The sequence below is a fragment of the Leisingera sp. G5_S3_59_S7 genome, assembly GCF_054968485.1.
This window is the reverse complement of sequence record NZ_JBQKUH010000002.1, coordinates 39,823-66,193: the sequence shown is the minus strand read 5'-3', so window position 1 is coordinate 66,193 and position 26,371 is coordinate 39,823. Positions and strand designations below refer to the sequence as shown.

General features: G+C 59.6%; 27 protein-coding genes. 15 read left to right on the top strand and 12 right to left on the bottom strand.

Annotated features, from left to right (window positions below):
- Positions 1 to 77 precede the first annotated feature (77 nt).
- Both ACTRWG_RS01595 and secB read left to right on the top strand, forming a co-directional pair.
- Complete coding sequence (locus ACTRWG_RS01595; RefSeq protein ID WP_462828862.1) at positions 78 to 578, top strand: FxsA family protein; 501 nt, start codon at positions 78 to 80, stop codon at positions 576 to 578.
- 56 nt (positions 579 to 634) lie between these two features.
- The gene (gene secB, locus ACTRWG_RS01590) at positions 635 to 1,123 is read left to right on the top strand and encodes a protein-export chaperone SecB (RefSeq protein WP_058287379.1); all 489 of its coding nucleotides are present in this window, start codon (positions 635 to 637) and stop codon (positions 1,121 to 1,123) included.
- Positions 1,124 to 1,195: 72 nt separating this feature from the next.
- Here secB and dnaQ read toward each other — a convergent pair whose 3' ends face one another.
- Genes dnaQ through ACTRWG_RS01570 form a run of 4 tightly spaced genes read right to left on the bottom strand, consistent with a single transcriptional unit; the run spans position 1,196 to position 3,933 of the window.
- Entirely contained in the window at positions 1,196 to 1,921 is a 726-nt protein-coding gene (dnaQ, locus tag ACTRWG_RS01585; RefSeq protein WP_462828861.1) for a DNA polymerase III subunit epsilon, read from the bottom strand.
- Positions 1,914 to 2,507, bottom strand: a complete 594-nt coding sequence (gene coaE / locus ACTRWG_RS01580; RefSeq protein WP_027235916.1) for a dephospho-CoA kinase — start codon at positions 2,505 to 2,507, stop codon at positions 1,914 to 1,916. Before coaE ends, dnaQ begins: the two co-directional genes overlap by 8 nt.
- Entirely contained in the window at positions 2,504 to 3,337 is an 834-nt protein-coding gene (locus ACTRWG_RS01575; RefSeq protein WP_027235917.1) for a shikimate dehydrogenase, read from the bottom strand. The genes coaE and ACTRWG_RS01575 overlap by 4 nt, the downstream gene beginning before the upstream one ends.
- On the bottom strand, positions 3,334 to 3,933 hold the full coding sequence (locus ACTRWG_RS01570; protein WP_027235918.1) for a Maf family protein: 600 nt from the start codon (positions 3,931 to 3,933) through the stop codon (positions 3,334 to 3,336). Before ACTRWG_RS01570 ends, ACTRWG_RS01575 begins: the two co-directional genes overlap by 4 nt.
- Positions 3,934 to 4,343: 410 nt before the next feature.
- Here ACTRWG_RS01570 and ACTRWG_RS01565 point away from each other — a divergent pair, with 410 nt between their 5' ends.
- The 7 genes from ACTRWG_RS01565 to ACTRWG_RS01535 all read left to right on the top strand — a co-directional run bounded on the left by ACTRWG_RS01565 (position 4,344) and on the right by ACTRWG_RS01535 (position 11,786).
- The gene (locus ACTRWG_RS01565) at positions 4,344 to 4,799 is read left to right on the top strand and encodes a CopD family protein (RefSeq protein ID WP_027235919.1); all 456 of its coding nucleotides are present in this window, start codon (positions 4,344 to 4,346) and stop codon (positions 4,797 to 4,799) included.
- A gap of 174 nt (positions 4,800 to 4,973) precedes the next feature.
- Positions 4,974 to 6,245 (top strand): transcription termination factor Rho, encoded by a 1,272-nt coding sequence (gene rho, locus ACTRWG_RS01560; RefSeq protein ID WP_027235920.1) that lies wholly within the window; start codon positions 4,974 to 4,976, stop codon positions 6,243 to 6,245.
- A gap of 30 nt (positions 6,246 to 6,275) precedes the next feature.
- Entirely contained in the window at positions 6,276 to 7,562 is a 1,287-nt protein-coding gene (gene mnmE, locus ACTRWG_RS01555; protein WP_027235921.1) for a tRNA uridine-5-carboxymethylaminomethyl(34) synthesis GTPase MnmE, read from the top strand.
- 13 nt (positions 7,563 to 7,575) lie between these two features.
- The gene (gene mnmG / locus ACTRWG_RS01550) at positions 7,576 to 9,450 is read left to right on the top strand and encodes a tRNA uridine-5-carboxymethylaminomethyl(34) synthesis enzyme MnmG (protein ID WP_027235922.1); all 1,875 of its coding nucleotides are present in this window, start codon (positions 7,576 to 7,578) and stop codon (positions 9,448 to 9,450) included.
- A complete protein-coding gene (rsmG, locus tag ACTRWG_RS01545; RefSeq protein WP_027235923.1) occupies positions 9,447 to 10,064 on the top strand; it encodes a 16S rRNA (guanine(527)-N(7))-methyltransferase RsmG in 618 nt (205 codons plus the stop codon). The genes mnmG and rsmG overlap by 4 nt, the downstream gene beginning before the upstream one ends.
- Positions 10,057 to 10,866: a ParA family protein gene (locus ACTRWG_RS01540; protein ID WP_027235924.1), complete on the top strand. Its 810-nt coding sequence runs from the start codon at positions 10,057 to 10,059 to the stop codon at positions 10,864 to 10,866. The genes rsmG and ACTRWG_RS01540 overlap by 8 nt, the downstream gene beginning before the upstream one ends.
- A gap of 26 nt (positions 10,867 to 10,892) precedes the next feature.
- Positions 10,893 to 11,786: a ParB/RepB/Spo0J family partition protein gene (locus ACTRWG_RS01535; protein WP_027235925.1), complete on the top strand. Its 894-nt coding sequence runs from the start codon at positions 10,893 to 10,895 to the stop codon at positions 11,784 to 11,786.
- Here ACTRWG_RS01535 and ACTRWG_RS01530 read toward each other — a convergent pair.
- From ACTRWG_RS01530 to rph, 4 genes are read right to left on the bottom strand one after another with little or no spacing between them, the layout of a single operon-like run.
- Positions 11,776 to 12,129: a YbaN family protein gene (locus tag ACTRWG_RS01530; protein WP_027235926.1), complete on the bottom strand. Its 354-nt coding sequence runs from the start codon at positions 12,127 to 12,129 to the stop codon at positions 11,776 to 11,778. The genes ACTRWG_RS01535 and ACTRWG_RS01530 overlap by 11 nt on opposite strands.
- Before the next feature lie 4 nt (positions 12,130 to 12,133).
- On the bottom strand, positions 12,134 to 13,288 hold the full coding sequence (hemW, locus tag ACTRWG_RS01525) for a radical SAM family heme chaperone HemW (RefSeq protein ID WP_027235927.1): 1,155 nt from the start codon (positions 13,286 to 13,288) through the stop codon (positions 12,134 to 12,136).
- Positions 13,281 to 13,895, bottom strand: coding sequence for an RdgB/HAM1 family non-canonical purine NTP pyrophosphatase (gene rdgB / locus ACTRWG_RS01520; RefSeq protein WP_462828860.1), 615 nt, complete (start codon positions 13,893 to 13,895; stop codon positions 13,281 to 13,283). Before rdgB ends, hemW begins: the two co-directional genes overlap by 8 nt.
- Entirely contained in the window at positions 13,892 to 14,605 is a 714-nt protein-coding gene (gene rph / locus ACTRWG_RS01515; protein WP_027235929.1) for a ribonuclease PH, read from the bottom strand. Before rph ends, rdgB begins: the two co-directional genes overlap by 4 nt.
- 143 nt (positions 14,606 to 14,748) lie before the next feature.
- On the opposite strand from rph, the gene hrcA reads away from it, so the two are divergent.
- Together hrcA and ACTRWG_RS01505 are read left to right on the top strand one after the other, a co-directional pair.
- The gene (gene hrcA / locus ACTRWG_RS01510; RefSeq protein WP_260002422.1) at positions 14,749 to 15,813 is read left to right on the top strand and encodes a heat-inducible transcriptional repressor HrcA; all 1,065 of its coding nucleotides are present in this window, start codon (positions 14,749 to 14,751) and stop codon (positions 15,811 to 15,813) included.
- A gap of 9 nt (positions 15,814 to 15,822) precedes the next feature.
- On the top strand, positions 15,823 to 16,386 hold the full coding sequence (locus ACTRWG_RS01505) for a nucleotide exchange factor GrpE (protein ID WP_027235931.1): 564 nt from the start codon (positions 15,823 to 15,825) through the stop codon (positions 16,384 to 16,386).
- A gap of 88 nt (positions 16,387 to 16,474) precedes the next feature.
- Here the strand turns inward: ACTRWG_RS01505 and mutS are convergent, their stop codons facing one another.
- The gene (mutS, locus tag ACTRWG_RS01500) at positions 16,475 to 19,105 is read right to left on the bottom strand and encodes a DNA mismatch repair protein MutS (protein ID WP_462828859.1); all 2,631 of its coding nucleotides are present in this window, start codon (positions 19,103 to 19,105) and stop codon (positions 16,475 to 16,477) included.
- A 101-nt stretch (positions 19,106 to 19,206) separates the two neighbouring features.
- The gene (locus ACTRWG_RS01495; protein WP_027235933.1) at positions 19,207 to 20,040 is read right to left on the bottom strand and encodes a flagellin; all 834 of its coding nucleotides are present in this window, start codon (positions 20,038 to 20,040) and stop codon (positions 19,207 to 19,209) included.
- A 298-nt stretch (positions 20,041 to 20,338) separates the two neighbouring features.
- Between ACTRWG_RS01495 and ACTRWG_RS01490 the strand changes: the two genes are divergently transcribed.
- Positions 20,339 to 22,594 (top strand): NADP-dependent malic enzyme, encoded by a 2,256-nt coding sequence (locus ACTRWG_RS01490; protein WP_027235934.1) that lies wholly within the window; start codon positions 20,339 to 20,341, stop codon positions 22,592 to 22,594.
- Between the two features lie 6 nt (positions 22,595 to 22,600).
- Complete coding sequence (locus ACTRWG_RS01485; RefSeq protein WP_027235935.1) at positions 22,601 to 23,473, top strand: ribokinase; 873 nt, start codon at positions 22,601 to 22,603, stop codon at positions 23,471 to 23,473.
- 76 nt (positions 23,474 to 23,549) lie between these two features.
- Here the strand turns inward: ACTRWG_RS01485 and msrA are convergent, their stop codons facing one another.
- Positions 23,550 to 24,215: a peptide-methionine (S)-S-oxide reductase MsrA gene (msrA, locus tag ACTRWG_RS01480; protein ID WP_027235936.1), complete on the bottom strand. Its 666-nt coding sequence runs from the start codon at positions 24,213 to 24,215 to the stop codon at positions 23,550 to 23,552.
- A 149-nt stretch (positions 24,216 to 24,364) separates the two neighbouring features.
- Between msrA and ACTRWG_RS01475 the strand changes: the two genes are divergently transcribed.
- A complete protein-coding gene (locus ACTRWG_RS01475) occupies positions 24,365 to 25,273 on the top strand; it encodes a D-amino acid aminotransferase (protein WP_027235937.1) in 909 nt (302 codons plus the stop codon).
- Entirely contained in the window at positions 25,273 to 25,986 is a 714-nt protein-coding gene (locus ACTRWG_RS01470; RefSeq protein WP_027235938.1) for a sulfotransferase-like domain-containing protein, read from the top strand. The genes ACTRWG_RS01475 and ACTRWG_RS01470 overlap by 1 nt, the downstream gene beginning before the upstream one ends.
- A gap of 74 nt (positions 25,987 to 26,060) precedes the next feature.
- Here ACTRWG_RS01470 and ACTRWG_RS01465 read toward each other — a convergent pair whose 3' ends face one another.
- Positions 26,061 to 26,345 carry an SCP2 sterol-binding domain-containing protein gene (locus ACTRWG_RS01465; RefSeq protein ID WP_027235939.1) on the bottom strand — a complete coding sequence of 95 codons (285 nt, stop codon included), beginning with the start codon at positions 26,343 to 26,345 and terminating at the stop codon, positions 26,061 to 26,063.
- Between the last annotated feature and the right edge of the window lie 26 nt (positions 26,346 to 26,371).

Genomic DNA, 26,371 nt, shown 5'->3' with positions numbered 1-26,371 from the left:
CAAAGCTGTCACGTCTTATGTAGGTGACGGGCGGGGGCAAGTCTACCGCCCGGGTGTATGATCTCAAGGAATCCCCGATGTATCTCTTCCTGGCCTTTCTGATGGTTCCCATCATTGAAATCGCTCTGTTTATTCAAGTTGGCGGTGCCATCGGCATGTGGCCGACCCTGGCCATCGTGGTTCTGACTGCGGTTCTGGGCACTTGGCTTGTGAAAACCCAAGGGCGTATGGCCATGGGACAGTTGAGATCCTCGTTCCAGCAACTGTCCGATCCGGCAGAGCCTTTGGCCCATGGCGCGATGATCCTGGTAGCCGGTGCGCTGCTGCTGACCCCGGGTTTCTTTACAGATGCCGTCGGTTTTGCGCTTCTGATGCCACCAGTGCGGTTGGCGGTTTACCGCTACCTGCGCGCCCGTGTCACAGTCGCGCAGTTCCAGATGGGCCCCGGCAGCATGCAGGGCCGGCATTATCCCGGTACAGCAGGCCGGCCCGATGACGTGATCGACGGCGACTATGAAGATGTGACCCCCGCCGACCGGCGCGGCCGGCCCTCCGGCTGGGTTGACGGTCCCCGTTGAGGAACCTGGACCAAGCTGGTAAGCACGGTCCAAAGCATATTTTCAGGAGTATCTACATGGCCGAAAACGGCGAAGCCCAGCAGCAGCCGCAAGTCCAGATGAACATTCTGGGCCAGTTCATCCGCGACATGTCGTTTGAAAACGTGATGGCGCAGAAAGGCACCGGCGGCGAGGTTCAGCCCGACGTCAGCGTGCAGGTGAACCTGGATGCGAAGAAGCGCTCGGCCGAGAACCAGTATGAGGTTGTCACCAAGCTGACCGTCGAGTCCAAGAATAAGGAAGCCGGTAACGTCCTGTTCGTGCTGGAACTGGAATATGTCGGCGTGTTCAATATCGTCGGCGTGCCGGAAGACCAGCTGCACCCGTTCCTGCTGATCGAATGCCCGCGCATGACCTTCCCGTTCCTGCGCCGCATCGTGTCCGATGTGACCCGCGACGGCGGCTTCCCGCCGCTGAACCTGGACAATATCGACTTTGTGGCAATCTACCGCAACGAACTGGCCCGCCGTCAGTCCGAAGCGGCAGCAGCGGCTCCGACACAGTAAAGTTTCAAACCATTGAAACAGAAAACGCCGCTGAAGTTCAGCGGCGTTTTTCTTTTGCGGACCTTCCCGGGATCAGGAGGCTTTCCACAAAGCCTCATCTCCCAGCTTGTCCACAAATGCCTCATGCGCTGCCATTTCGTCTGCGGTGATCCGTGCGGGCAGAGGGGCTGGACGCGGCACAGGGCGCCAGTCATCTTCTACCTGCGAAGAAGTGGAAGAAGACTGGGAGGACAAGCCAAAATCCGGCTGGCGGCCGCCGATCAGCTCCAGATAGACATCCGCCAAAATTTCAGAGTCGAGCAGCGCCCCGTGCAAGGTCCGGTTGGAGTTGTCGATGTTGAAGCGGCGGCACAGCGCATCCAGCGTCGCCGGCGAGCCTGGGAACCGCTTACGGGCCATGGCCAGCGTATCAAGCGCCTGATCCATCGGCAGTTTCGGCAGCCCCATCCAGTCCAGTTCCGCGTTCAGGAACTTCATATCAAAGCTGGCATTATGAATGACCAGCCTGGAGTCCTGAACAAAATCCAGGAACTTTTGCCCGACCTTGGCAAAGACCGGCTTGTCCCGCAGCGTCACCGCACCGTGTTCCGGCTTTTGCGGCGGCTCCAGCAAGTCGGGACCGATACCGTGGACCGAAAACGCCTCCGCCGGCATCGAGCGTTCCGGGTTGATGTATTCGTGAAACGTCTTGCCGGTGGGCATGTGGTTGTACAGCTCCACCGCACCGATCTCGACAATCCGGTCGCCGGAGAACGGATCAAACCCGGTGGTCTCGGTATCAAGAACGATTTCACGCATGGCTCAGTTTACTCCTGATATCTGCAAGGATCTCCGCCACCTGCGCCTCGGCATGTTCGAGCGTGTCCGTCTCAATCACGTAGTCGGCGCGGGCCATCTTCTCCTCAATCGGCATCTGTTTCTGCAGGATATGGCGGAATTGCTCAAACGTCATTGTGCCGCGGGCAAGAACCCGCTCCTGCTGGGTCTGTGCATCCACGGTCACGCAGGCCACGGCGTCCATTTCAGCGTTGCCGCCGGTTTCAAACAGAAGCGGGATATCAAAGACCAGGATATCGCTTTGCGCTTTGTCCCGGAAGGCCGCGCGGTCCTGCGCCACCAAAGGATGCACGATTGCTTCAATCCGCTTCAGCGCCGCCGGATCCTTGCCGATAATCAGCTTCAGCGCAGCGCGGCTGACCTCTCCATTCTCTACAGCCCCGGGAAAAGCCGCTTGCATCAGTCCTACAGCTGCACCGCCTTTGCCATAGAGTCGGTGAACAGCCGCATCCGCGTCCCAGACCGCGCAGCCCTGATCGGCAAACAGCTGTGCCGTAGTGCTTTTGCCCATGCCAATGGACCCGGTGAGGCCAAGGCAAAAGCTCATCCGAGCACCGCAGCCCGGGTGGCATCATCAACTTCGGGCCGGCGGCCGAACCAGCGCTCAAACCCTGGGACCGCCTGGTGCAGCAGCATGCCCAAACCGTCGACCACAGTGCAACCCGCCTCTTCCGCTGTTTGCAGCAGGCTTGTTTTCAGGGGTGCATAGATCAGATCAGTCACTACAGCACTGGACCGCAGACCGTCCAAAGGCACCCGCAGCCGCGGTTTGCCCACCATGCCAAGCGAGGTGGTGTTCACGATCAGCCTGCCTTCCTCGATGGCGTTGCCGGCCTGGAGCCAATCCACCACCCGGATCCGGTTGCCAAAATCCTCTTGCAGCTGCTCCGCCCGCTCACGCGTGCGGTTGCTTAGAAGGATCTCCGGCACGCCGGCCTCCAAAAGCGAGGCGACGACCGCACGGCAGGCGCCGCCAGCCCCCAGTACAACTGCCGGCCCTGATTGCGGGTCCCAATCCGGAGCGCCCTGATGCAAGTTGGTGATAAATCCATAACCGTCAGTATTGTCGGCCAGGATGGTGCCGTCATCACGGAAAATCAGAGTGTTTGCCGCGCCGATCAGTTTGGCCCGGTCGGTGACCGTGTCGGCAATGTCCATCACCGCCTCTTTATGCGGGATCGTGACATTGGCCCCCACGAACCCCATTTTTGGCATCGTCCGGATGGTTTCCGCCAGGTCCTCAGGCTCCACATGCATCGGCACATAGTGCCCGGCGATACCATGTGTTTGCAGCCAGTGGCCGTGCAGCTGCGGGGATTTGGAATGCGCAACCGGACAGCCGATCACGCCGGCGAGCGGGATTTTTGCTTCTGTCATTGCTCGATCACCCCTTGCAAACCCAGGTAACTGATAATCTCCATCAGCGGCAATCCCAAGACATTAAAGTAACTGCCCTCGATGGAGGCGAACAGCCGAACGCCTTCTTCCTCCAGCTTGTAAGCTCCCACCGCATGGCGGATGCTGTCCCAGTTGCGGCTGACATAATCTTCCAGATAGGCGTCCGAACACTTGCGCATTACCAGACGAACCTGGCCAACATGCCTCCAGATGGGCTCACCTTCACGATAGATCACCGCCGCCGACAGCAGCATGTGCCGCTTGCCGCGCATTTCCTTCAGCTGGGCCAGCGCGACCTCTGCGCTCGCCGGCTTGGAGAGCAGTTGTCCCTCGAAATCCAGAACTTGGTCGCACCCCAAAACCAATTTACCTGGATGCTTGGCGCTGACTTTGCGCGCCTTGGCTTCTGCCAGCGTATCGGCAATGTCCCGCGGCGGCGCTTCCTCGGCCAGCAGCGCGGCCTTAATCGCTTGTTCGTCCAGTCTCGGCACATCCGTTTCAAATTCGATCCCGGCCTGACGCAGCAGATGCGCCCGGATTTCGGAACCAGAAGCCAGCACAATGTGGGCAGTCATGTGGAAAACCCCGTGGGAAAGAAGCAGACGGTTTCAGGACGTTTTGTATGGTTTTCCACGCTCAAGTAAAGACTCCAGGGGTTGACGCAAATCCCGGGATTCAACCCGCTGAGTCGTCCTTTGTGAGTCAGGATAACTTTGAATCCGTGGATATGCCGGCTCTCCCGGGATCATCCCGCTGTTATCCCCAAGCACGGGAAGGTAAAGACATCCTTAACACGCCTTATTTTCCAGGCTCCGGCGGGAAATCCAAGACTCCTTTCCCATCAATGCTGGAATCTTATCCCTGCTGGGGATAAGCGAAGGAGGATTCACTTATCCACCGGAATCCACGCACACTACAAAAACATCATCCTTCTAATATTCTTTTATTTATTAGGGTGATCAGATCTGACCGGGGAGAACTGCCCATGGACCTGACAGACGTGATGTTCACGCTCTACCCATATGCCAAATCTCTGCACATCATGGCGGTACTCAGCTGGATGGCGGGTCTATTCTACCTCCCCCGTCTGTTCGTGTATCACGTGGAGCAGGCTGAGAATGTGCAGGAAGCCATTCCGATCTTCCTTACCATGGAGGAGAAGCTTCTCAGGATCATCATGCGCCCTGCCATGTACGTGTCCTGGGCCGCAGGGCTGTTCATCGTGCTGACCCCAGGGATCGTGGACTGGAGCTATGTGTGGCCCTGGACCAAGGGCGTTTCAGTGATTGCCATGACCTGGTTTCACCACTGGCTGCTGTTCCGCTACCGCGATTTCCAGGAAGGGCGGAACAGGCTGACAGGCAGGCAGTTCAGGCTGATGAATGAGGTGCCGACAGTGCTGATGCTGGTGATCGTTGTTTCAGTTATCTTCAAATTCTAGCGCAAAGGCGCAGAAACGGGCCCAGCATCGCCGGAACGCTTGCAGCCGGCGTTTGACTCACCTGAAACGAGTCCCTATGTATGGCTCTCAACGGACCCGTCCGGGTATCCCGTGTTTTCCAAACCTGTCGTGTGACCGACCCCCGGCTAAGCGGGGAGTAGAGGCCGTATCTATATGACCGTGCAATCCCTGAACCTGTCTGATCTCAAGGCGAAAAGCCCCAAAGCGCTGCTGTCGATGGCAGAGGAGCTGGAGATCGAAAACGCCTCGACCATGCGCAAGGGCGAGATGATGTTCCAGATCCTGCGGGAACGCGCGGATGAGGGCTGGGACATTGGCGGTGACGGGGTGCTGGAAGTGCTGCAGGACGGCTTTGGCTTCCTGCGTTCGCCGGAGGCAAACTACCTGCCGGGTCCGGACGACATTTACGTCTCCCCAGATATGATCCGCCAGTATTCCCTGCGCACAGGCGACACGGTCGAAGGCCAGATCAAGGCGCCGCTGGAGACAGAGCGCTACTTTGCGCTGACCAATGTCACCATGATAAATTTTGAAGAGCCGGAAAAGGCACGTCACAAGATCGCCTTTGACAACCTGACCCCGCTCTACCCGGATGAACGCCTGAAGATGGAGATCGAGGATTCCACCATCAAGGACCGTTCAGCCCGGGTGATCGACCTTGTGGCCCCCATCGGCAAAGGCCAGCGCTCGCTGATCGTGGCACCGCCGCGCACCGGTAAGACTGTGATCCTGCAGAACATCGCGCATTCGATCGAAAAGAACCATCCGGAGTGCTACCTGATCGTCCTGTTGATCGACGAACGCCCGGAAGAGGTGACCGACATGCAGCGGTCCGTGAAGGGCGAGGTTGTTTCCTCTACCTTTGACGAGCCGGCCACCCGCCACGTCGCAGTGTCGGAAATGGTCATCGAAAAAGCCAAACGCCTTGTCGAACATAAGCGAGATGTTGTTATTCTTCTTGATTCGATCACAAGACTTGGTAGGGCTTTCAACACCGTGGTGCCATCTTCGGGTAAAGTTCTGACCGGTGGCGTCGACGCCAACGCCCTGCAGCGGCCTAAACGCTTTTTTGGTGCCGCCCGGAACATCGAAGAAGGCGGCTCGCTCACGATCATCGCCACCGCGCTGATCGACACCGGTTCGCGCATGGACGAAGTGATCTTCGAAGAGTTCAAAGGTACCGGCAACTCGGAAATCGTGCTGGACCGCAAGATTGCCGACAAGCGCGTGTTCCCGGCCATCGACATTCTCAAGTCCGGCACCCGCAAGGAAGACCTGCTGGTCGACAAGGGCGATCTGGCTAAGACCTTTGTGCTCCGCCGGATCCTGAACCCGATGGGAACCACCGACGCGATCGAGTTCCTGCTGTCAAAGCTGAAGCAGACTAAGTCGAACTCCGAGTTCTTCGATTCGATGAACACCTGATCCGGGCCGGCGAGAGAGAAAGGCCATCCCATGGACACGATCTTTGCGCTGGCCTCCGCCCAAGGGAAGGCCGGGGTCGCGGTTATCCGCGTCTCCGGTCCGCTTGCATTAGATGCCGGCGCGCAGCTTTGCGGCGGCGCCTTACCGGGGCGGGGAACCAGCCTGAGAATCCTGAAAGACGAATCAGGAGAGCGGCTGGACGAGGCACTGGTTCTGAGCTTCACCGCTCCGAACAGCTTTACTGGTGAAAATACTGTTGAATTTCAGACGCATGGCAGTACCGCGGTGATCTCCGCAGTGCTTGAAACACTGCGTCGAATAGATGGCCTGCGAATGGCTGAACCCGGAGAGTTTACACGCCGGGCGCTGGAGAATGGCAATCTGGACCTGGCACAGGTCGAGGGTCTTGCAGATCTGATTGATGCCGAAACCGAAGCGCAGCGCAAGCAGGCGCAAGTCATCCTTGCCGGCGGGCTGGGGCAATTGGCAGAAACCTGGCGGACCAAGCTGATCCGCGCGGCTTCCCTGATAGAAGTGACCATCGACTTTGCCGACGAGGAAGTACCAGTAGACGTCACACCTGAGGTTTCGTCGCTGCTGTCGGATGTTCAGGCCGGCCTCGAGCAAGAGACAGCGGGCGTTAAGATTGCCGAACGGATCCGCAGCGGGTTTGAAGTGGCAATTGTGGGTGCACCGAATGTTGGCAAGTCCACGCTGTTGAATGCGCTTGCCGGCCGGGAAGCTGCGATCACGTCCGAATACGCCGGCACCACCCGCGATATCATCGAAGTCCGCATGGACCTTGCCGGCTTGCCTGTCACGCTTCTCGACACCGCCGGTTTGCGCGATACTGATGATCACGTCGAGGGAATCGGTATCGCCTTAGCGCGTAAACGGGCCGAAGATGCGGACCTGCGCGTCTTCCTCGCGGAAGAGGATGATGTTTTGGATGTTGAGATGCAGCAGGGCGATATCCGGCTGCTCCCGAAGGCGGACCTGCGCGACGACGTCGGTAATGCCATTTCCGGCCGGTCGGGGCAGGGGATCGACAGGCTTGTCGAGCATGTTTCAAAGATTCTGCAGCAGCGCTCGGCTCAGGCCGGTATCGCAACCCGCGCGCGGCACCGAGATGCAATGGTCTCAGCGCTGGCCAGTCTAGGGGATGCACAACAAATACTGCAGCGCGGCCCGGAATTCTATGATATAGCCGCCGAGGAAATGCGCTCGGCCATCCGAGCACTGGAAATGCTGGTTGGGCGGATCGGAGTAGAAAATCTCTTGGATGAGATCTTTTCTAGTTTCTGCCTTGGTAAATGAAGGAGTGTTTCACGTGAAACATTCGGCTTATGACGTGATTGTAGTGGGTGGCGGCCACGCCGGCACCGAGGCTGCCCATGCCGCGGCCAGGATGGGGGTCCGCACCGCTTTGGTGACGCTGGATCGCAATGGTATTGGTGTCATGTCCTGCAACCCGGCTATTGGCGGGCTTGGCAAGGGTCATCTCGTCCGGGAAATCGACGCGCTCGATGGAGTTATGGGCCGCGCCGCTGATCTAGCCGGCATACAGTTTCGCTTGCTGAACCGACGAAAGGGTCCCGCAGTGCAAGGACCCCGGGCGCAATCGGACAGGGCGATCTACCGGCGCGAAATTCTCCGGATGACAGAAAACCAGGAGAACCTAGACATCCTCGAAGGCGAGGTTACGGACTTTCTTATGAACGGTCAGGCCGTCGCCGGCGTGATCCTAGCAGATGGCAGTGTAATCCCGAGCACGTCAGTTATTCTTACGTCAGGAACTTTCCTGCGCGGGGTCATTCATATTGGCGACGTTTCTAAGCCTGGCGGACGTATGGGCGATAAGCCCTCCATCAAACTTGCGGAAAGGTTGGACAGCTTCAACCTGCCGCTCGGCCGTTTGAAGACCGGCACGCCGCCGCGGCTGGATGGGCGGACTATCAATTGGGAAATACTTGATGAGCAGCCGGGGGACGATGATCCTGTCTTCTTCTCCTTCCTGACAAGATCAGTGAGCGCAAAGCAGGTATCATGCGGTATCACCCACACAAACGCCCGCACCCATGAGATCATCCAGAAAAACCTGGAGCGGTCAGCGATGTATGGCGGCCACATCGAAGGCGTTGGGCCGCGTTACTGCCCTTCGATTGAAGACAAGATCGTCCGATTTGCCGAGAAAGACTCGCATCAGATCTTCTTAGAGCCCGAGGGCGCATCAGATCACACCGTTTACCCCAACGGCATATCCACCAGTCTGCCGCAGGATGTGCAGGAAGCCTATGTGCGTTCGATCCGCGGGCTGGAGCAGGCTGTCATACTGCAGCCCGGTTATGCCATTGAATATGACTATGTCGATCCTCGCTCCTTGACGCTGGAACTGAGGCTCAAGGACGTTCCCGGACTGTATCTTGCCGGACAGATCAACGGCACCACGGGCTATGAAGAGGCAGCAGCCCAGGGAATGGTTGCCGGCCTTAACGCAGCGCGTGAATGCTTGGGGGAGGGACCTGTGAGCTTCAGCCGGTCCAACAGCTATATTGGGGTTATGATCGACGACCTCACTACAAATGGTGTTGCGGAACCTTACCGGATGTTTACCTCCCGGGCGGAGTTCAGGTTGTCTTTGCGTGCCGATAATGCGGACCAGCGGTTGACACCTCTAGCTATTGAAATCGGCTGCGCCGGCGAAGGTCGACGGTCTGCGTTTCTGGAGAAAAGCAACCGCCTCCAGCAAGCCCGCTCTGTTTTGGAAACACAGAGCTTTACCCCGAAACAGGTCGCAGCGGCAGGAATCCGGGTGAATCAGGATGGAAACCGTCGGACAGGGTTGGATATTCTTGCGTTCCCAGACGTGGTATTCGAGGATGTCGTGCCCCTGATGCCCGAGCTGTCCGGAGTAGATGAAGGTATCCGCCGTCAGGTTGAGCGCGACGCGCTTTATGCCAACTATATTGCGCGTCAAGAGCGGGAAATCTCTGCGATGAAGCGGGATGAGGGCTATGTTATCCCCGAGAGCTTCTCCTATGAAGGTATTGAGGGGCTATCGAAAGAGCTGCAGCAGAAACTTACTCGCGCTCGGCCTGAAACTTTGGCACAAGCAGCGCGAATTGACGGGATGACGCCGGCGGCACTGGCATTGCTTCTTGCCCGGCTGAGGCGGGATCGGACACAGCAGGGCAAAACTGCATGAATGAAAAGAGTATTCTGGAAGGGCTCAATGTTTCACGTGAAACACTGCAGCGGCTGGAGCGCTTTGAGCAGGTCATTCTGAAGTGGAACCCCAAGATTAACTTGGTGTCCAGATCAAGCTTGAAGCAGATTTGGACGCGGCATATCGCGGATTCTGTCCAGGTGTTCCGCTGCGCTGAACGCCCCGATCATTGGGTTGATATCGGGAGCGGCGGGGGATTTCCCGGTTTGATTGTCGCGATCGTCGCGGTCGAAGAAGCCCCGGACATGAAGGTCACGTTAGTTGAAAGTGACCAGCGCAAATCGGCATTCTTGCGCACCGCCGCGCGGGAGTGCGGTGCTAGGGTTACGGTGGTTTCCAAACGCATTGAGGAAGCGGATCCTCAAAATGCGGGAGTTCTTTCGGCACGGGCACTCGCGGATTTGTCGCTTTTGCTGGAGTTCGCCGAGCGGCATCTAGGCGCCGGCGGGACAGCGCTGTTCCCGAAGGGGGAAAGCTGGAAAAAAGAAGTGGATAACGCGCGGCAGCGATGGCAGTTCGAGGCAGAACCGGTTAAAAGTCTGACAGAACCAGAAGCAGTAATCCTGAAGATAAGGGGAGTGGCACGTGTCTGATTATTCCCGCCCGGAGGGGCCTCGTATTATCGCGGTCGCAAATCAAAAAGGCGGGGTAGGGAAGACAACAACAGCCATAAACCTCGCTGCCGCTCTGGTGGAATGCGGGTTGCGGGTCTTAGTTGTTGATCTGGACCCGCAGGGCAATGCTTCGACAGGTCTGGGAATTGAACCGTCGGACCGGGACCTGACGACTTACGACCTTTTGGTCGAAGATGCCTCCCTCGTAGATGTCATTCGCCAGACCGAAATCGAAGATCTGTGCATTATCCCCGCTACGGTGGATCTCAGCTCCGCAGACATCGAACTTTTCACAAACGAAAAGCGCAGCTTCCTGCTGCATGATGCGCTGCGCCAGACGGCCATGGATGACTATGATTGGGACTATGTTCTTATTGATTGTCCGCCGTCTTTGAACCTTCTGACCGTGAACGCGATGGTGGCGGCACATTCAGTGCTTGTCCCGCTTCAAAGTGAGTTTTTTGCGTTGGAGGGCGTGACGCAGTTGATGCTGACCATCCGCGAAGTGCGCCAGTCTGCAAACCCGAACTTGCGGATCGAAGGAATCGTTTTGACGATGTTCGATCGGCGCAACAACCTGTCTCAGCAGGTGGAGCAGGATGCCCGCGATAATCTGGGGGATTTGGTGTTCCAGACCAAGATACCCCGGAATGTCCGGGTGAGCGAAGCACCCTCATATGCACTGCCCGTGCTGAACTATGACACCAATTCTCTGGGAGCGCAGGCCTATCGCGCCCTGGCGGAAGAACTCCTAAATAAACATCACAAGATAGCGGCCTGAATGCAGAATAAGAACCGGAGGCAACCATGGCAGACAAAAAGACGAAACCGCGCGGGCTTGGCCGGGGACTGTCGGCGTTGATGGCTGATGTGAACCCTGCACCGGTGAGCACACAGTCAGAGGCCCCGCGGAATGCAGAAGTGCTGGTGCCGATCGAGAAGATCGTTGCCAACCCGAACCAGCCCCGCCGTCAATTTCTGCAGGAGGACTTGGATGACCTGACTGCGTCGATCAAGGAGAAAGGCGTCCTGCAACCCTTGATCGTGCGTCCCAAGGCGGGAGGCGCCTACGAGATTGTTGCCGGTGAGCGCCGGTGGCGTGCATCGCAGGCGGCACAGCTCCACGAAGTGCCGGTCCTGATCCGGGAATACTCTGACCAGGAGATGATGGAAGTCGCCATCATCGAAAACATCCAGCGGTCTGATCTGAACGCAATGGAAGAAGCGCAGAGCTATAAGCAGCTCATGGAGAAATTCGGCCATACTCAGGAAAAGATGGCGGAGGCGCTTGGCAAAAGCCGAAGCCACATTGCCAATTTGGTACGCCTCCTGCATTTGCCGGAGGATGTGCAGATCCTGGTGCAGGAGCGCAAGCTCTCAGCCGGACATGCCCGGGCCCTGATTACCTCGGACAACGCGTCTGATCTGGCCCGGAAAATTGTAAAGGGCGGGCTGTCGGTCCGGGCAACTGAGTCCTTGGTAAAAAAGGATGCAGCGGGTATTCGTACGGCGTCGGCTAAGAAACCCAAGGCTGCTTCTGAGAAAGATGCGGACACCCGCGCCCTCGAAGGGGATCTGTCCGCGATGCTGAAGATGAAGGTGTCAATCAATCACAAGCCTGGTAGCGAGGCCGGTTCCGTAACGATCAGTTATGAGAATTTGGATCAGCTGGACGAGCTGTGCAATATGCTCAGCCGTTAGGGCGGGTCCAGATAAACGTCAGGACAGCTGTGAGAACCAATGCCTGGATGCCCAGCACTTGACAGGGCACGCCAAGCAGAAGGGATAACCCAAAGACGGCGGCAATCGAAACGGTTGCCGCCTTTTTTGCGCCTGGCCGAATGGCCCCGCGTTCCCGCCAATCCAGGATCATCGGGCCAAACACGTTATGGGCAACGATCCAGTTGTGCAGCCGGTCGGAGGAATTGGCAAAGAAGAATGCGGCGAGCAGGAGGAACGGTACGGTTGGCAAAAGAGGCAGTACAATCCCAATTGCCGCCAAGGCCACGCAGCACAGTCCCAAGCCGGCATAAAGGAAACGCATTGCCTCAATCCATCAACAGGTCGCGGAGCACCGCATTCAAAACTGCGCGCCCTTTGTGGGTCGTGCGAAGTCTCTGCTCAGAGATAGTCACCATACCCAAGTCCGCAAGATCTGCGAGCTTGCTTTTGCGGATGGGGCGGCCAGAAAGCTGGGCATAGCGTACCATATCCAGACCCTCTGTAAGCCTCATCCCCATCATAAGGTATTCAGCCGCAGCATCTTCCCGGGAAAGGAGTTCACGCAGGGATTCTCCATTTCCCTTGTTGACTGCCTCTATCCAGGCGCCGGGGGCGAGGTGGGTTTCGGTGGCGAAGCGGGCGCCGTTCAGGGTCAGGCGGCCATGGGCGCCGGGGCCGATACCAGCATAGTCTCCGTAGCGCCAGTAGATCAAATTGTGCCGCGACTCTGCCCCGGGCTTAGCGTGGTTGGAGACCTCATAACCGGCCATGCCATGAGCCGAGGTAATCTCCTGGGTGGCCAAGTACATATCCGCAGCGGTATCATCTTCCGGCAGGCCGCGCAGTTTTCCCCGGGCGTAACGGTCACCGAAGGCAGTGCCGTCTTCTATGGTGAGCTGGTAGAGCGAGACGTGGTCGATGGCCATAGAGAGCGCCTCATTCAGCTCCGCCTTCCAAGCCTCAAGGGTCTGACCTTGACGCGCGTAGATCAGATCGAAGCTGACCCGGTCAAAGCAATTGCGGGCGATGTCGAAGGCCGCCTTGGCTTCAGCGACACTGTGGATTCGGCCGAGCCGGCGCAGGTCCTCGTCGTTCAGAGCCTGAATACCCATGGAGACTCTGTTGACGCCGGCGTCCCGGTAACCGGCAAAGCGGCCGGCCTCGACGGAACCTGGATTTGCTTCCAGAGAAATCTCCATGTCATTGGCAAAAAGCCAGATTTCACGTGCCCGTTCTATAACGGCGGCAACGGTTTCCGGATGCATCAAGGAGGGAGTTCCACCGCCGAAGAAGATCGTGTTGAGCACGCGGCCGGAGAGCTGTTCTGAGAGCCTGTCAAGCTCAGCCAAGTAGGTTCTAACCCATAGCTTCTGGTCTATTTTTGCGGAGACGTGACTGTTGAAGTCGCAATAGGGGCATTTGGCCTGGCAAAAAGGCCAGTGCACGTAGAGGCCAAAGCCCCCATTGCGCCAGTCATCCACTGAAACAGCCTTGCACGAAGTGTGCCAACGCCTTGCCGCGGTGGCTGATCTTGTTTTTCTCCGCCGGGTCCATCTCGGCGCAGGTGATTTTATAGCCGTCGGGCTGGAACATCGGGTCATAACCAAAACCATGCTCGCCGCGGATCGGCCAGACCAGCTGGCCCGGCATCACGCCTTCAAACACCTCGTCATGGCCGTCGGGCCAGGCGACGACCAAGGTGCAGCGGAATTGGGCAGTGCGGGGCGCGTTCGCCCCGGCCGCAGTCAGCTCGTCATTGGCGCGGGTCATCGCCATCTTGAAGTCCCGGCCGTTCGGGGTCTCGGCCCAGTCGGCGGTATAGACACCAGGGGCGCCGTTCAGCGCGTCGATGGTGATGCCGGAGTCATCGGAGAGGGCAGGGAGACCGGTGGCCTTGGCGGCGGCATGGGCCTTGATCCGGGCATTGCCAACAAAGGTGTCTTCGGTCTCTTCCGGTTCCGGCAGGTCCATCTCGCCGGCACCGATCACCGTCACGCCGTAGGGGGCGAGGATTTCGGAAATCTCGTTCAGCTTGCCCTTGTTGTGGGTGGCGACAAGCAGCTTGCCGCCTTCCAGTTTGCGGGTCATTTGGACGCGGCCTTCTGCATCTCTGCAAGTTCGACAGTGCCTTTGACGGCCAGGTCCATGAGCTGGTCCATTTGATCGCGGGAGAAGACGGAGCCTTCAGCAGACATCTGCACTTCGATCAGCTTGCCGGAGCCGGTCATGATGAAGTTGCCATCGACGCCAGCTTCGGAATCTTCGGGGTAATCCAAATCGAGGATAGGCTGACCGGCGTAGATGCCGCAGGAAACGGCAGAGACCGGGTCCACCAGCGGGTCGATCTGAACGTCGCCGGCTTTCATCAGCTTGTTGACCGCGAGGCGCAGCGCAACCCAGCCGCCGGTGATGGAGGCGCAGCGGGTGCCGCCATCGGCCTGCAGCACGTCGCAGTCGACGGTGATCTGCCGTTCTCCCAAAGCAACGCGGTCTACGCCTGCGCGCAGCGCGCGGCCGATCAGGCGCTGGATTTCCACGGTGCGGCCGCCTTGCTTGCCCGAAGAGGCTTCGCGGCGCATCCGGGTGTTGGTGGCACGCGGCAGCATGCCGTATTCGGCGGTGACCCAGCCCAGGCCAGTGCCTTTGATAAATGGCGGCACGCGGTCTTCGATAGTGGCGGTGCACAGGACATGAGTGTCGCCAACCTTGATCAGGCAGGAGCCCTCGGCGTGTTTGGTAAAACCGGTCTCGATCGAGACGGGGCGCATTTCATTCAGTTCTCGTCCTGAGGGTCGCATGGCACATCCTTTGTTAGCTGGCTTGGGGATATCCCCCGGATGCGGGGCTATGCAAGCCCGATTGACCTTTTGACGCGCTGCTCTTTAATGACATCCGGGTAACGGGTTCCTATGTTTAAACCGTAAGAAATACTGGATGAACGATGAGCAATCCGAACAACATTCTGGAGGACTTGAACGACCGCTCCCGGGAGGTGTTCCGGGCGGTGGTCGAAAGCTATCTGGAAAGCGGCGATCCAGTGGGCAGCCGCACGCTGACACGCTCGCTGAGCGAAAAGGTCAGCGCTGCGACGGTCCGTAACGTGATGCAAGACCTGGAGTTTCTGGGACTGCTGGACAGTCCGCATGTCAGCGCCGGGCGGGTGCCGACACAGCTAGGGTTGCGGATGTTTGTCGACGGTCTGCTGGAGGTTGGCGACCTCAATATTAAGGACCGGGAGAAGATCGACGCGACGCTGGGCCGCAATGCCGGCGATGTGGGCGGAATGCTGGACCGCGTCGGGGCGGCGCTGTCAGGGGTGACGCAGGGCGCGTCGCTGGTGCTGACACCCAAGCATGAGGCCGAGATCCGCCACATCGAGTTTGTCTCGCTGGCGCATGACCGGGCACTCGTGGTGCTGGTGTTCTCGGACGGGCATGTGGAAAACCGGCTGTTCACCCCGCCGCCGGGGCAAACCCCCAGCTCAATGCGGGAGGCGGCGAATTTCCTGAATGCTCTGATCGAGGGCAAGACCTTGAGCGAAGTGCAGCGGCAGATCCAAAAGGAGATCAGGGCGCGGCGTCAGGAAATCGACAGTCTGGCACACGCGATGATTGAGAGCGGCCTCGCGGTTTGGGAAGATGACGGCAGCGAGCAGGCCCGGTTGATCGTGCGCGGCCGGGCGAATCTGCTAGCGGAGCCGGGTGCCGCGGAGGAGCTGGAGCGGATCCGAACCCTGTTCGACGACTTGGAGCGCAAGCGTGATATTGCCGAATTTCTGGAACTAACGGAAGACGGCGAAGGTGTGCGGATTTTTATCGGTTCCGAGAACAAACTTTTTTCACTTTCGGGTTCCTCTTTGGTGGTGTCTCCCTATATGAACGCGGATCGGAAGATAATCGGCGCGGTGGGGGTGATCGGCCCGACGCGCCTGAACTACGGACGGATCGTGCCGATTGTGGACTATACGGCACAACTGGTCGGCAAGCTTTTGTCGGACCGGAGTTAGAGGTGAAATATGGCAGAGCTCAAGAACGAAGACTTTCTGGATGACATCGCCGATGCCGAGGCTGAAGAGCTCGCGGCGCAGACCGAAGAAATTGACGACGATGCGCTGGAGATCGACGCGCTGCGGGCCGAGCGGGACGAGTTAAAGGACCGGTTCATGCGGGCGCTGGCGGATGCGGAAAACGCCCGCAAGCGCGGCGACAAGGCCCGCCGCGAAGCAGAGAACTATGGCGGATCGAAGCTGGCCCGCGACATGCTGCCGGTCTATGACAACATGAAACGCGCAATCGAAGCAGCAACTGACGAGCAGCGCGAAGTGTCTGCCGCACTGATCGAAGGTGTTGAACTGACCATGCGCTCGCTGCTGGGTGTTTTCGAGAAGCACGGCATTCGGGTTATTTCGCCTGAGGTTGGCGACAAGTTCGACCCGCAGGTGCATGAAGCGATGTTTGAGGCGCCTGTGCCGGGCACCAAGGCGGGCGACATCATTCAGGTGTCGGCAGAAGGCTTTATGCTGCACGACCGTCTGCTGCGTGCGGCGCAGGTTGGCGTTTCGTCGACTCCTGCCAGCTGATGAACAGGCCCTTGCGGGCCTGTGCCTCCGGCGGGAGTATTTCTGGAAAGATGAAAGAGCGGTCCCGATTGGGGCCGCTTTTGTTGTTTCAGTTAGTTGCTTCTTTCAGTTTGTAGAGCATTTCCAGGGCTTCCCGCGGAGACAGGTCGTCCGGGTGGATATTTGCGAGCATTTCTTCGGCAGGCGAAGGACCAGCCGCCGCCTTGGGCTGTGGCGGCGGGGCAGCCGCAAAAAGGGGCAGATCGTCGATCTGTATCTTTGACCCGCCCTCGCGGCTGCCTTGCTCCAGCATGTCGAGAACATCGCGGGCACGGGCGACAACGGACGCGGGGAGGCCAGCAAGCTGAGCGACCTGCACACCATAGGAACGGTCGGCAGCGCCCTTGCGCACCTCGTGCAGAAAGATCACCTCACCCTCCCACTCCTTCACCGCGACGGTGGCGTTATCTACACCTTCGAGTTTGGAGGCGAGCTGGGTCAATTCGTGGTAATGGGTGGCAAACAGCGCCCGGGAGCGGTTCACCTCATGCAGATGTTCCAGCGTGGCCCATGCAATGGACAGGCCGTCATAGGTGGCGGTGCCGCGGCCGATTTCGTCGAGAATGACCAGCGCGCGGTCGTCTGCCTGGTTCAGGATGGCGGCGGTTTCGACCATTTCCACCATGAAGGTAGACCGGCCGCGCGCTAGGTCATCCGAAGCGCCGACGCGGCTGAACAGCTGGCTGACGACGCCGATATGGGCGCTTTCCGCGGGCACGTAGCTGCCCATCTGGGCGAGCAGGGCAATCAGTGCGTTCTGGCGCAGAAAGGTCGATTTACCGGCCATGTTAGGACCGGTCAGCAGCCAGACAGCCGCACCGTCCTGAGCAGTGAGGTCACAGTCGTTGGCCACAAATGTCTCGCCGCCCTGCTGGCGAAGGGCTTGTTCCACCACCGGGTGGCGGCCGCCTTGCACGTGAAACGCGCGGCTGTTGTCGACCTTGGGGCGGGTCCAATTCTCGCCGCGGGCCAAATCAGCCAGGGCTGTCAGCAAATCCAGTTCCGCCAGTCCGCGGGCAGCGGTGTTAAGGCGCGCCGCAGCGTCCAGAATGGCACCGGATAGCCTTGCATAGAGCTGCTTTTCGATCTCCAGCGCCCGATTTCCAGCATTGAGGATCCGGGTTTCGATTTCGCTTAGCTCCACCGTGGTAAACCGCACCTGGTTGGCAGTGGTCTGCCGGTGGATGTAAGTTTCGTTCAGCGGCGGCGACATCATCTTGTCCGCATGCGTTGCGGTAGTTTCGATGAAATAGCCCAGCACGTTGTTGTGCTTGATCTTCAGCGAAGAAACGCCGGTGTGCTCCGCGTATTTCGTTTGCATGGCGGCGATGACCGAGCGGCCCTCATCCCGCAGCGTTCGGGCCTCGTCCAATTCCGGGTCATAGCCTGATGCGATGAAGCCGCCGTCGCGGGCCAGCAGCGGGGGCTCGGCAACAAGGGCTGCGTCAAGCAGCGAGAGCAGGCCGTCGAACCCTTGCAGATCCGCAATTGCATTGGCCATCAGCGCGGGCAGTTCCCTGCCGCCGCAGAGTTCCGCAATCACCTCTGCTTGGGACAGACCGTTGCGGATGGCCGCCAGGTCGCGCGGGCCGCCGCGCTCCAACGCAAGGCGGGAAAGCGCCCGGTCAAGGTCCGGCGTCTTGCGCAGGGCGGCGCGCAGGTCCTCGGCGGTCCGGGTGTTCTCAACCGCGAAATCCAGGGCTGCGAGGCGCTGATGGATGGTGTCCAGATTGCGTGACGGGCTGGACAGGCGCTGTTCCAGCAGCCGGGCGCCTCCGGGTGTCACTGTCCGGTCAATTACTGCCAGCAAAGAGCCTGCGCGGCCGCCGGACAGGGACCGGGTCAACTCCAGATTGCGGCGGGTGGCGGCGTCAATCTGCACAACGCGGTCCTGGGCTTCCTGCTGAGGCGGCTGCAGCAGCGGCAGCTTGCCCTTTTGGGTGATCTCCAGATAGTCGATCAGCGCGCCCATGGCGGAGACTTCGGCGCGGGTGAAGGTACCAAAGCCGTCCAGCGCGCTGACATTAAACAGGGTACAGATACGTTTCTCAGCTGCCGTGCTGTCAAAGCTCGCCTTGCCCAGCGGGGTCAGCGGGATCTTGTATTCATCGGCCAGCGGGCGGGCGGCGTCATAGGCCGGACCATCTGCGACAATCAATTCTGACGGCGCCAGACGGGCCAGTTCCGGCGACAGCCGTACACGCGCGACCGGCATCACGTGAAACGCGCCGGTGGAGATATCGGCCCAGGCCAGCGCGGCCTCATCCCGCAGTTCGGAATAGGACACCAGGAAGTTGTGGCGCCGCGCCTCCAGCAGAGAATCCTCAGTCAGGGTGCCCGGGGTGACCAGCCGCACCACATCGCGTTTCACGACGGATTTGGAACCGCGCTTTTTGGCTTCGGCCGGGCTTTCCAGCTGCTCGCCCACTGCAACACGGAAGCCCTTGCGGATCAGCGTCAGCAAATAGCCCTCGGCAGCTTGAACCGGCACGCCGCACATCGGAATGTCGTCGCCGTTGTGCTTGCCGCGTTTAGTCAACGCGATATCCAGGGCCTCTGCCGCGTTTACGGCGTCCTCAAAGAACATCTCGTAGAAGTCGCCCATCCGGTAAAAGAGCAGCGCGTCAGGATGCGCGGCTTTGATCTCCAGATACTGCGCCATCATGGGCGTTACGGTCATGAAAAGTCCCCCGGGTCGTCGTTGCCAGACATCTACAATGGGGGCGGTCTGAGGAAAACCCGGATGTGGCTGCCGCCGGTGACGCCGGCGGCAGCCTGCTGTCAGTAGAGATTGCGCAGGGTGTCGGGCATCGTGTTCACGATGGAGAGCGACAGGGTGCTGAGCTGCTGCTGCGCCTGCAGCGCCAGCAGCTTGGTCGCGGCTTCTTCCATGTTGGTGTCGATCATCGAGCTGACACCCCGGGTGAGCGCGTCCGACTGCTTGCTCACATAGTCACCCTGGCCTGCAAGCTGATTGGCGCTGGATCCCAGAGTTGCCGAACCTTCGATAGCATAGGCAAGAAAGCCTTCGATTTCTCCCAAGGCGGTCAGGGCACTGGCGCTGTCAGTGATTGCAGTCCGGCTGCCAAGGTCAAACTGCGGGCTGCCTTCAAAATCCACGCCATCCACACTGAGGGTGCTCAGGTTGCCGTTGCCGGATACCGCAGAGGGCACTGTCAGCGCGGTGCCGCCTGCGCCGTCGACATCGGTTTTCAGGAGGTTTACCCCGTTGAATTCTGACGACGAGATGATCGAATTGATCTGCTCGGTCTTCTTCGCCATGGCGGCCTCATACTTGCTGAAGTCGCCCATGCCGCTTGCCGCCATGACAGCCAGTGACCGCATCTCGGTAAGAGTTTCGGTAATCTGTTCGGCCCCGGCGGAGGCAACCGCCACCGTGGCCTCTCCCAGCGACAAAGAGTCCGAGACCGAGCGAAAGCCGGAGATATCAGAATTCATCAGTTCAGAGATCGCCCAGAGCGCCGCATTGTCTTGTGCGGAATTAATGGTTTTCCCAGTGGAGATGCTGTCTTGCGTGTGATCGAGCTGAGAATTGACTCCGCCCAATGTCTGCAAGGCCACCATTGCACCGGAATTGTTGTGGAAGCTTATCATTCCTCACTTTTCCTTTGATCCTATGCCCTTATACGGGCGGACAAACGCCATTCTGACCGTTGCTTACAGGCCTCTGACTTCCCGGCCTCAGCGCCACCTGGGAGGCAGGTGCGCGTTAATACCTATTAAGAAAATACAGCATTCCGCGGTCTGCTTTGAGGCGAAAACCTGACGGAATTTATCGTCTTTTAGCCGCTTTTTTCTAAAATCTGGCGATACAGATTCTTGAAACCGCGGATTGAGGGGCGCCGTGGGCTGGGCTAAGACGGTCCGCGACGAGGAGAGGACACGAGATTAAATGCCCAAGAACAAGATCACCGATGAAGAAGCCCTGGCGTTCCACCTGGAGCCTTCTCCGGGCAAATGGGAGATCAATGCCACCGTCCCGATGACCACGCAGCGGGACCTGTCGCTGGCATATTCTCCGGGCGTTGCGGTGCCTTGCGAGGCGATCGCGGAAAACCCCGAAACCGTCTATGACTACACCAACAAGGGCAACCTGGTGGCGGTGATCTCCAACGGCACCGCTGTTTTGGGGCTGGGCAATCTGGGCGCGCTGGGGTCCAAGCCGGTGATGGAAGGTAAGTCGGTCCTCTTCAAGCGCTTTGCCGATGTGAACTCGATCGATATCGAGCTGGACACCGAAGATCCGGACAAGTTCATCGAAGCGGTCAAGCTGATGGGGCCGACCTTCGGCGGCATCAACCTGGAAGACATCAAAGCGCCCGAATGCTTCATCATTGAGCAGAAGCTCAAGGAAGAGATGGACATCCCTGTTTTCCATGACGACCAGCACGGCACCGCGGTGATTTGCGCGGCCGGCCTGATTAATGCCCTGCACCTGTCGGGCAAGAAGATCGAAGACGTGAAAATCGTCCTCAACGGTGCCGGCGCTGCGGGCATTGCCTGCATCGAGCTGCTCAAAGCCATGGGGGCACGGCATGAAAATTGCATCGCCTGCGACACCAAGGGTGTGATCTATCAGGGCCGCACAGAGGGCATGAACCAGTGGAAATCGGCCCATGCGATCCAGACCGATCTGCGCACCCTGGAAGAGGCGATGCGCGGGGCTGACGTGTTCCTGGGGGTCTCGGTCAAAGGCGCGGTGACCCAGGAGATGGTGGCCTCGATGGCCGACAACCCGGTTATCTTCGCGATGGCCAACCCGGATCCGGAAATTACCCCGGAAGAGGCGCATGAAGTGCGTGTGGATGCCATTGTTGCCACCGGCCGCTCAGACTATCCGAACCAGGTCAACAACGTGCTGGGCTTTCCCTATCTGTTCCGCGGCGCGCTGGACATCCATGCCCGCGCCATCAACGACGAGATGAAGATCGCCTGCGCCCATGCGCTGGCTGCGCTCGCACGTGAGGACGTGCCGGATGAGGTGGCGCTGGCCTATGGCAAATCGCTGTCCTTTGGCCGCGACTACATCATCCCGACGCCGTTCGACCCGCGCTTGATCCACCGGATTCCGCCGGCCGTTGCCAAGGCCGGCATGGACACAGGTGCGGCGCGGCGCCCGATCGTGGACATGGACGCCTACGAGGTCGGCCTGAAATCGCGGATGGACCCGACAGCGTCGATCCTGCGCGGGTTGAACGCGCGCGCCCGTTCCGCCCAGTCGCGGATGATCTTTGCCGAAGGCGACGACCCCCGTGCGCTGCGCGCCGCGGTGATGTATCAGCGCTCCGGCTTCGGCAAGGCGCTGGTTGTGGGCCGGCAGGATGATGTGCGGGTCAAGCTGGAAAAGGCTGGGCTCGGCGATGCAGTGCGCGAATTGGAAATCGTGAATGCCGCCAACACGCCGCATTTCGAGATGTACAAGGACTTCCTGTACAACCGCCTGCAGCGCAAGGGTTTCGACCGCAAGGACATTCATCGCCTGGTGGGCCGGGACCGGCATGTGTTTTCCAGCCTGATGCTGGCGCATGGCCACGGCGACGGATTGGTGACCGGCGCAACCCGCAAGTCCGCGCATGTTCTGGACCGGATCAACCATGTATTTGATGCTGATGCCGATCACGGAGTGGCCGGTGTCACCGCGCTGCTGCACAAGGGCCGGATCGTGCTGATCGGCGACACGCTGGTGCATGAATGGCCGGACCAGAACCACCTAGCCAACATTGCTGAGCGGGCTGCTGTCGTTGCGCGCCACATGGGTCTGGAGCCGCGTGTCGCCTTTGTCAGCTTTTCAACCTTTGGCTATCCGGTGTCTGAGCGGGCGGAGAAGATGCATGTCGCCCCTACCGTTCTGGACCAGCGCGGCGTCGACTTCGAATACGAAGGCGAGATGACTGTGGATGTCGCCCTGAACGAGCGCGCCCAGCGGTATTACCCGTTCCAGCGCCTGACCGGCCCCGCCAACATTCTGATCGTGCCGGCCCGCCACTCGGCCTCGATCTCGGTCAAGCTGATGCAGGAAATGGGCGGCGCCACGGTGATCGGCCCGATCCTGTCGGGCATCGACAAGCCGATCCAGATCTGTTCGACAACCTCCACCACCAATGACATCCTGAACATGGCGGTGCTGGCGGCCTGCAACATCGGGTGATTTGATATGGCGATCTGGAACCTCGGTTCAATCAACGCGGATATGGTCTATTCCATGCCGCATCTGCCGGCGGCGGGGGAAACCCTGGCCGCCCTGCGGCTTGACCGGTTTCTCGGCGGCAAGGGCGCCAATATGTCCGTCGCCGCCACCCGGGCGGGCAGTGAGGTGCACCACATTGGCGCGGTCGGCCCAGACGGGGTCTGGGCAATTGAGCGGCTGAAGGCCTACGGTGCCGGCACGGACCACGTTTCCCAGGTGGCAACGCCGACCGGTCATGCCATCATCGCGGTGGAGCCTGAGGGGGAAAACCAGATCATTCTATTCCCCGGCGCTAACCGTGTGCTGAACAGCGTGCAGCTGGAGCAGGCGCTGGCCCAGGCAAGCGTCGGCGACATTCTGGTGATGCAGAACGAAACCAACCTGCAGGCAGAGGCGGCGCAGTTGGGCCGGCGGATGGGTCTGCGGGTATGTTATGCCGCGGCCCCGTTTGATGCGGACGCCGTGCAGGCGGTGCTGCCGTATCTGGATTTCCTGATCCTGAATGAGGTGGAGGCCCAGCAGCTGCAGCAGGACACCGGTAAGACGCCGGGTGAACTCGGCGTCAAGGACGTGATCATTACCCTTGGCTCCAAAGGCGCCCGTCACATCGACGGTGAAACCGGCGCCGTTCTGGACGTGCCCGCGCTGCCGGTCATGGCGGTCGATACGACCGGGGCCGGCGACACCTTCACCGGCTACGTCCTGTCGGGTTTGGACCAGGGGCTGGCGATGGCAGAGGCGATGGCTCAGGCCAGCCGTGCCGCGGCACTGATGGTTACCCGCCATGGCACTGCGGATGTGATCCCTGAGCTGGCAGAAGTTCGAGCCGCCCGTTTCTGATACGGGTGGCCCGCTTCTGTCTGGGCGCAACAAATTTTCGGGAAATGGCTGTCAGGCCAAGGAGGCAGGCTCTGCCTCAATACCCCTTGGCAAAAGGCGCCGCGTCGCCCCATAGTTTCGCCACCCTTGCGTCCCGGCCGCAGGCCTGGCGGTAACGCTTATAGGCCGCCGCCTGCCGCTTGGGACCAAAACGGGTGAAAACCAGGCTGTTCCCCTTGTAATAGTCCTGGTGATAATCTTCGGCCTTGTAAAAGGTCTTCGCCGGCAGAACAGGCGTCACGATTTTTTGCCCCAAGGCCTGCTGTGCTTCGGCTTTTACCCTGTCAGCCAAAGCTGTTTCCGCCTTGTTAGAGACAAAAACAGCTGTACGGTAGCTCTCGCCGCGGTCGCAGAACTGGCCGCCTGCATCGGTTGGGTCGACCGAGCGGAAGAACATCTCCAGAAGCCGCTGCCGGGACACTTTTGCCGGGTCAAAAATGATCTGCACCGCCTCGTAGTGGCCGCTGCCGCCGCGGGTCACGTCCTTGTAGGTCGGGTTCACTACCTTGCCTCCAGTGTAGCCTGAAACCGCTTCGATCACCCCAGGCACGCTTTCGAAATCGCTTTCCACACACCAGAAGCAGCCGCCAGCCACTGTAAGGACTTCAGTAGACTGAGCCTGCAGCGGATTAGTTTGCGCCGCGGTGCCGATGGCGATCAAACCCGCCAGAGCCAAAGGTTTAAGTCTCTCCAGAACACGCATCTCCGCCTCCATCCTGCTTCGATGCCACCCTGCCGGCAGTTGCCGCGCCTCTCAACCCGGCATGGGCAGTTCTCACAAACAGGTGACAGCAAGTTACCGCTTGGAAATTGGATCCAATCTTATTAACGTGCCGCCAGCAGGAGGATTCCATGACAAAAAAGATGAGCACCCACCAAGCCGAAGAAGATCAGCGCAATGAGGAGATCCTGATCTATCTGAACGGCGAAATCGTTCCCAAGGCCGAAGCCAAGGTGAGCGTCTATGACAGCGGCTTCATGCTGGGCGATGGTGTCTGGGAAGGGCTGCGGCTGTACAACGGCACCTGGGCCTTCATGGATGAGCATCTGGACCGGCTGTTCGAGGCTGCAAAGGCCATCGACCTGGACATCGGTATGGACCGGGAAGATGTCAAAGGTGCCTTGTTAGAGACACAAAAAGCCAATGGCATGACGACAGACGCCCATGCCCGGCTGATGCTCACACGGGGGGTGAAGACCCGGCCCTTCCAGCACCCCTCCCTGTCGCAGCAGGGGCCGACCATGACTATAATCATGGAACACTCGCGCCCGAACCTGCCGCGCCCGATCAAGCTGGCTACGGTACCGCATATCCGCGGCCTGCCGATGACCCAGGACCCCAAGCTGAACTCTCATTCCAAGCTGAACTGCATTCTCGCCTGTATTGCGGCGGAAAAAGCCGGTGCGGATGAGGCGCTGATGCTGGACGTGAATGGCTTTGTAAACACCACCAACGCCTGCAACTTCTTCATCGTGCGCAAGGGCGAGGTTTGGACCTCCACCGGGGATTATTGCATGAACGGCATCACCCGGCAGAAGGTGATAGACCTATGCCGGGACAACGGCATCCCGGTGTTTGAGCGTAACTACTCGCTTGTAGACACCTACGGCGCAGATGAAGCCTTTCTCACCGGCACCTTCGGCGCCCAGACCCCGGTGGGAGAGATCGACGGGCGGCAGATCGGCAGCGGTCAAATGGGTCCCGTAACCGAACGTATCCGGGGCCTCTACAAGCAACTGATTGAAAAGGAGTGCGCGTGATGCGGGTTGCTATGTGGTCAGGACCGCGGAACCTGTCGACCGCGATGATGTATGCCTTTGGCAACCGCGGCGATTGCGCCGTGGTGGACGAACCATTCTATGCCGCCTATCTGGCGATGACCGGGCTCGGCCATCCGATGCGAAGCGAGATTCTGGACAGCCAGCCGCAGAATCCTGAGGCGGTGGCGGAGGCGCTGCTTGGACCGGTGCCTGGGGCAAAGCCTCACTATTATCAAAAGCACATGACCCAGCACATGATTCCGGGCGTGCCGCGGGACTGGATGCGGGAGGCTGTCAACGTCTTTCTGATCCGCCATCCGGCGCGGGTGATTGCCTCTTATGCGGCAAAACGGGAAAACCCCACACTGGAGGATATCGGCTTCCGCCAGCAAGCAGAACTGTTTGAGCTGGTGCGCGGCTGGGGGCAGACGCCGGTGGTGGTGGACAGCCACGATATCCGTGCCAACCCGGCTGCCAAGCTGGAGCAGCTTTGCGAAGCAATCGGCATCCCCTATTCCCCGAAGATGCTGAGCTGGCCCAAAGGCGGGCACAAGGATGACGGCGTCTGGGCTGAGCATTGGTATGGCGCGGTCTGGAACTCCACCGGGTTTGCCGGCGCCGAGGGGCCGTTGCCGCAGGTGCCGGACGCGCTGCAGCCCGTGCTGCGGGCGGCAATGCCCTATTACAAGCAGATGAAAGCCGTGAAGATCTGACGCGCGCAGGGGGCTTTGCCCCCTCGCGCCTGCGGCGCTCACCGCCAAGGATGTTTGGCGCAGGAGGAAGCAGTTCAGCCGATCAGCTTGCTCAATTTCATGGCGACGCCCATGTCGCCGGAAACCTTGATCTTGCCCATCATCACCGCGGTCATCGGGTTCAGCTTGCCGGCGAGCAGCTTTTGCAGGTTGTCTGCGGACAGGCGCAGCGTGCAATCGGTGTCCCGGTCCAGGGTTGTGGCATCCCCCTGTGAGAGCACGATGACGCCGTCATCGCCGCAATCGAATTTCAGCGAGCCATCGAAAGTTTTGCCGGCGAGCCCAGTGCGGATGCCCGCTGCGATATCTTCAAGTGCCATGGTGTCCTCCCTTGCCTGACGTGAGC

Coding starts and splice junctions, on each gene's coding strand:
- ACTRWG_RS01490 (WP_027235934.1), top strand. CDS start 20,339: ATGCCCAAGAACAAGATCACCGATGAAGAAGCCCTGGCGTTCCACCTG.
- rph (WP_027235929.1), bottom strand. CDS start 14,605: ATGCGACCCTCAGGACGAGAACTGAATGAAATGCGCCCCGTCTCGATC.
- ACTRWG_RS01495 (WP_027235933.1), bottom strand. CDS start 20,040: ATGATAAGCTTCCACAACAATTCCGGTGCAATGGTGGCCTTGCAGACA.
- ACTRWG_RS01485 (WP_027235935.1), top strand. CDS start 22,601: ATGGCGATCTGGAACCTCGGTTCAATCAACGCGGATATGGTCTATTCC.
- rho (WP_027235920.1), top strand. CDS start 4,974: ATGACCGTGCAATCCCTGAACCTGTCTGATCTCAAGGCGAAAAGCCCC.
- coaE (WP_027235916.1), bottom strand. CDS start 2,507: ATGAGCTTTTGCCTTGGCCTCACCGGGTCCATTGGCATGGGCAAAAGC.
- secB (WP_058287379.1), top strand. CDS start 635: ATGGCCGAAAACGGCGAAGCCCAGCAGCAGCCGCAAGTCCAGATGAAC.
- mutS (WP_462828859.1), bottom strand. CDS start 19,105: ATGACCGTAACGCCCATGATGGCGCAGTATCTGGAGATCAAAGCCGCG.
- dnaQ (WP_462828861.1), bottom strand. CDS start 1,921: ATGCGTGAAATCGTTCTTGATACCGAGACCACCGGGTTTGATCCGTTC.
- ACTRWG_RS01465 (WP_027235939.1), bottom strand. CDS start 26,345: ATGGCACTTGAAGATATCGCAGCGGGCATCCGCACTGGGCTCGCCGGC.
- rsmG (WP_027235923.1), top strand. CDS start 9,447: ATGAATGAAAAGAGTATTCTGGAAGGGCTCAATGTTTCACGTGAAACA.
- rdgB (WP_462828860.1), bottom strand. CDS start 13,895: ATGACCCGCAAACTGGAAGGCGGCAAGCTGCTTGTCGCCACCCACAAC.
- ACTRWG_RS01595 (WP_462828862.1), top strand. CDS start 78: ATGTATCTCTTCCTGGCCTTTCTGATGGTTCCCATCATTGAAATCGCT.
- ACTRWG_RS01470 (WP_027235938.1), top strand. CDS start 25,273: ATGCGGGTTGCTATGTGGTCAGGACCGCGGAACCTGTCGACCGCGATG.
- mnmE (WP_027235921.1), top strand. CDS start 6,276: ATGGACACGATCTTTGCGCTGGCCTCCGCCCAAGGGAAGGCCGGGGTC.
- hrcA (WP_260002422.1), top strand. CDS start 14,749: ATGAGCAATCCGAACAACATTCTGGAGGACTTGAACGACCGCTCCCGG.
- ACTRWG_RS01475 (WP_027235937.1), top strand. CDS start 24,365: ATGACAAAAAAGATGAGCACCCACCAAGCCGAAGAAGATCAGCGCAAT.
- ACTRWG_RS01535 (WP_027235925.1), top strand. CDS start 10,893: ATGGCAGACAAAAAGACGAAACCGCGCGGGCTTGGCCGGGGACTGTCG.
- ACTRWG_RS01575 (WP_027235917.1), bottom strand. CDS start 3,337: ATGACAGAAGCAAAAATCCCGCTCGCCGGCGTGATCGGCTGTCCGGTT.
- ACTRWG_RS01570 (WP_027235918.1), bottom strand. CDS start 3,933: ATGACTGCCCACATTGTGCTGGCTTCTGGTTCCGAAATCCGGGCGCAT.
- ACTRWG_RS01565 (WP_027235919.1), top strand. CDS start 4,344: ATGGACCTGACAGACGTGATGTTCACGCTCTACCCATATGCCAAATCT.
- msrA (WP_027235936.1), bottom strand. CDS start 24,215: ATGCGTGTTCTGGAGAGACTTAAACCTTTGGCTCTGGCGGGTTTGATC.
- ACTRWG_RS01505 (WP_027235931.1), top strand. CDS start 15,823: ATGGCAGAGCTCAAGAACGAAGACTTTCTGGATGACATCGCCGATGCC.
- ACTRWG_RS01530 (WP_027235926.1), bottom strand. CDS start 12,129: ATGCGTTTCCTTTATGCCGGCTTGGGACTGTGCTGCGTGGCCTTGGCG.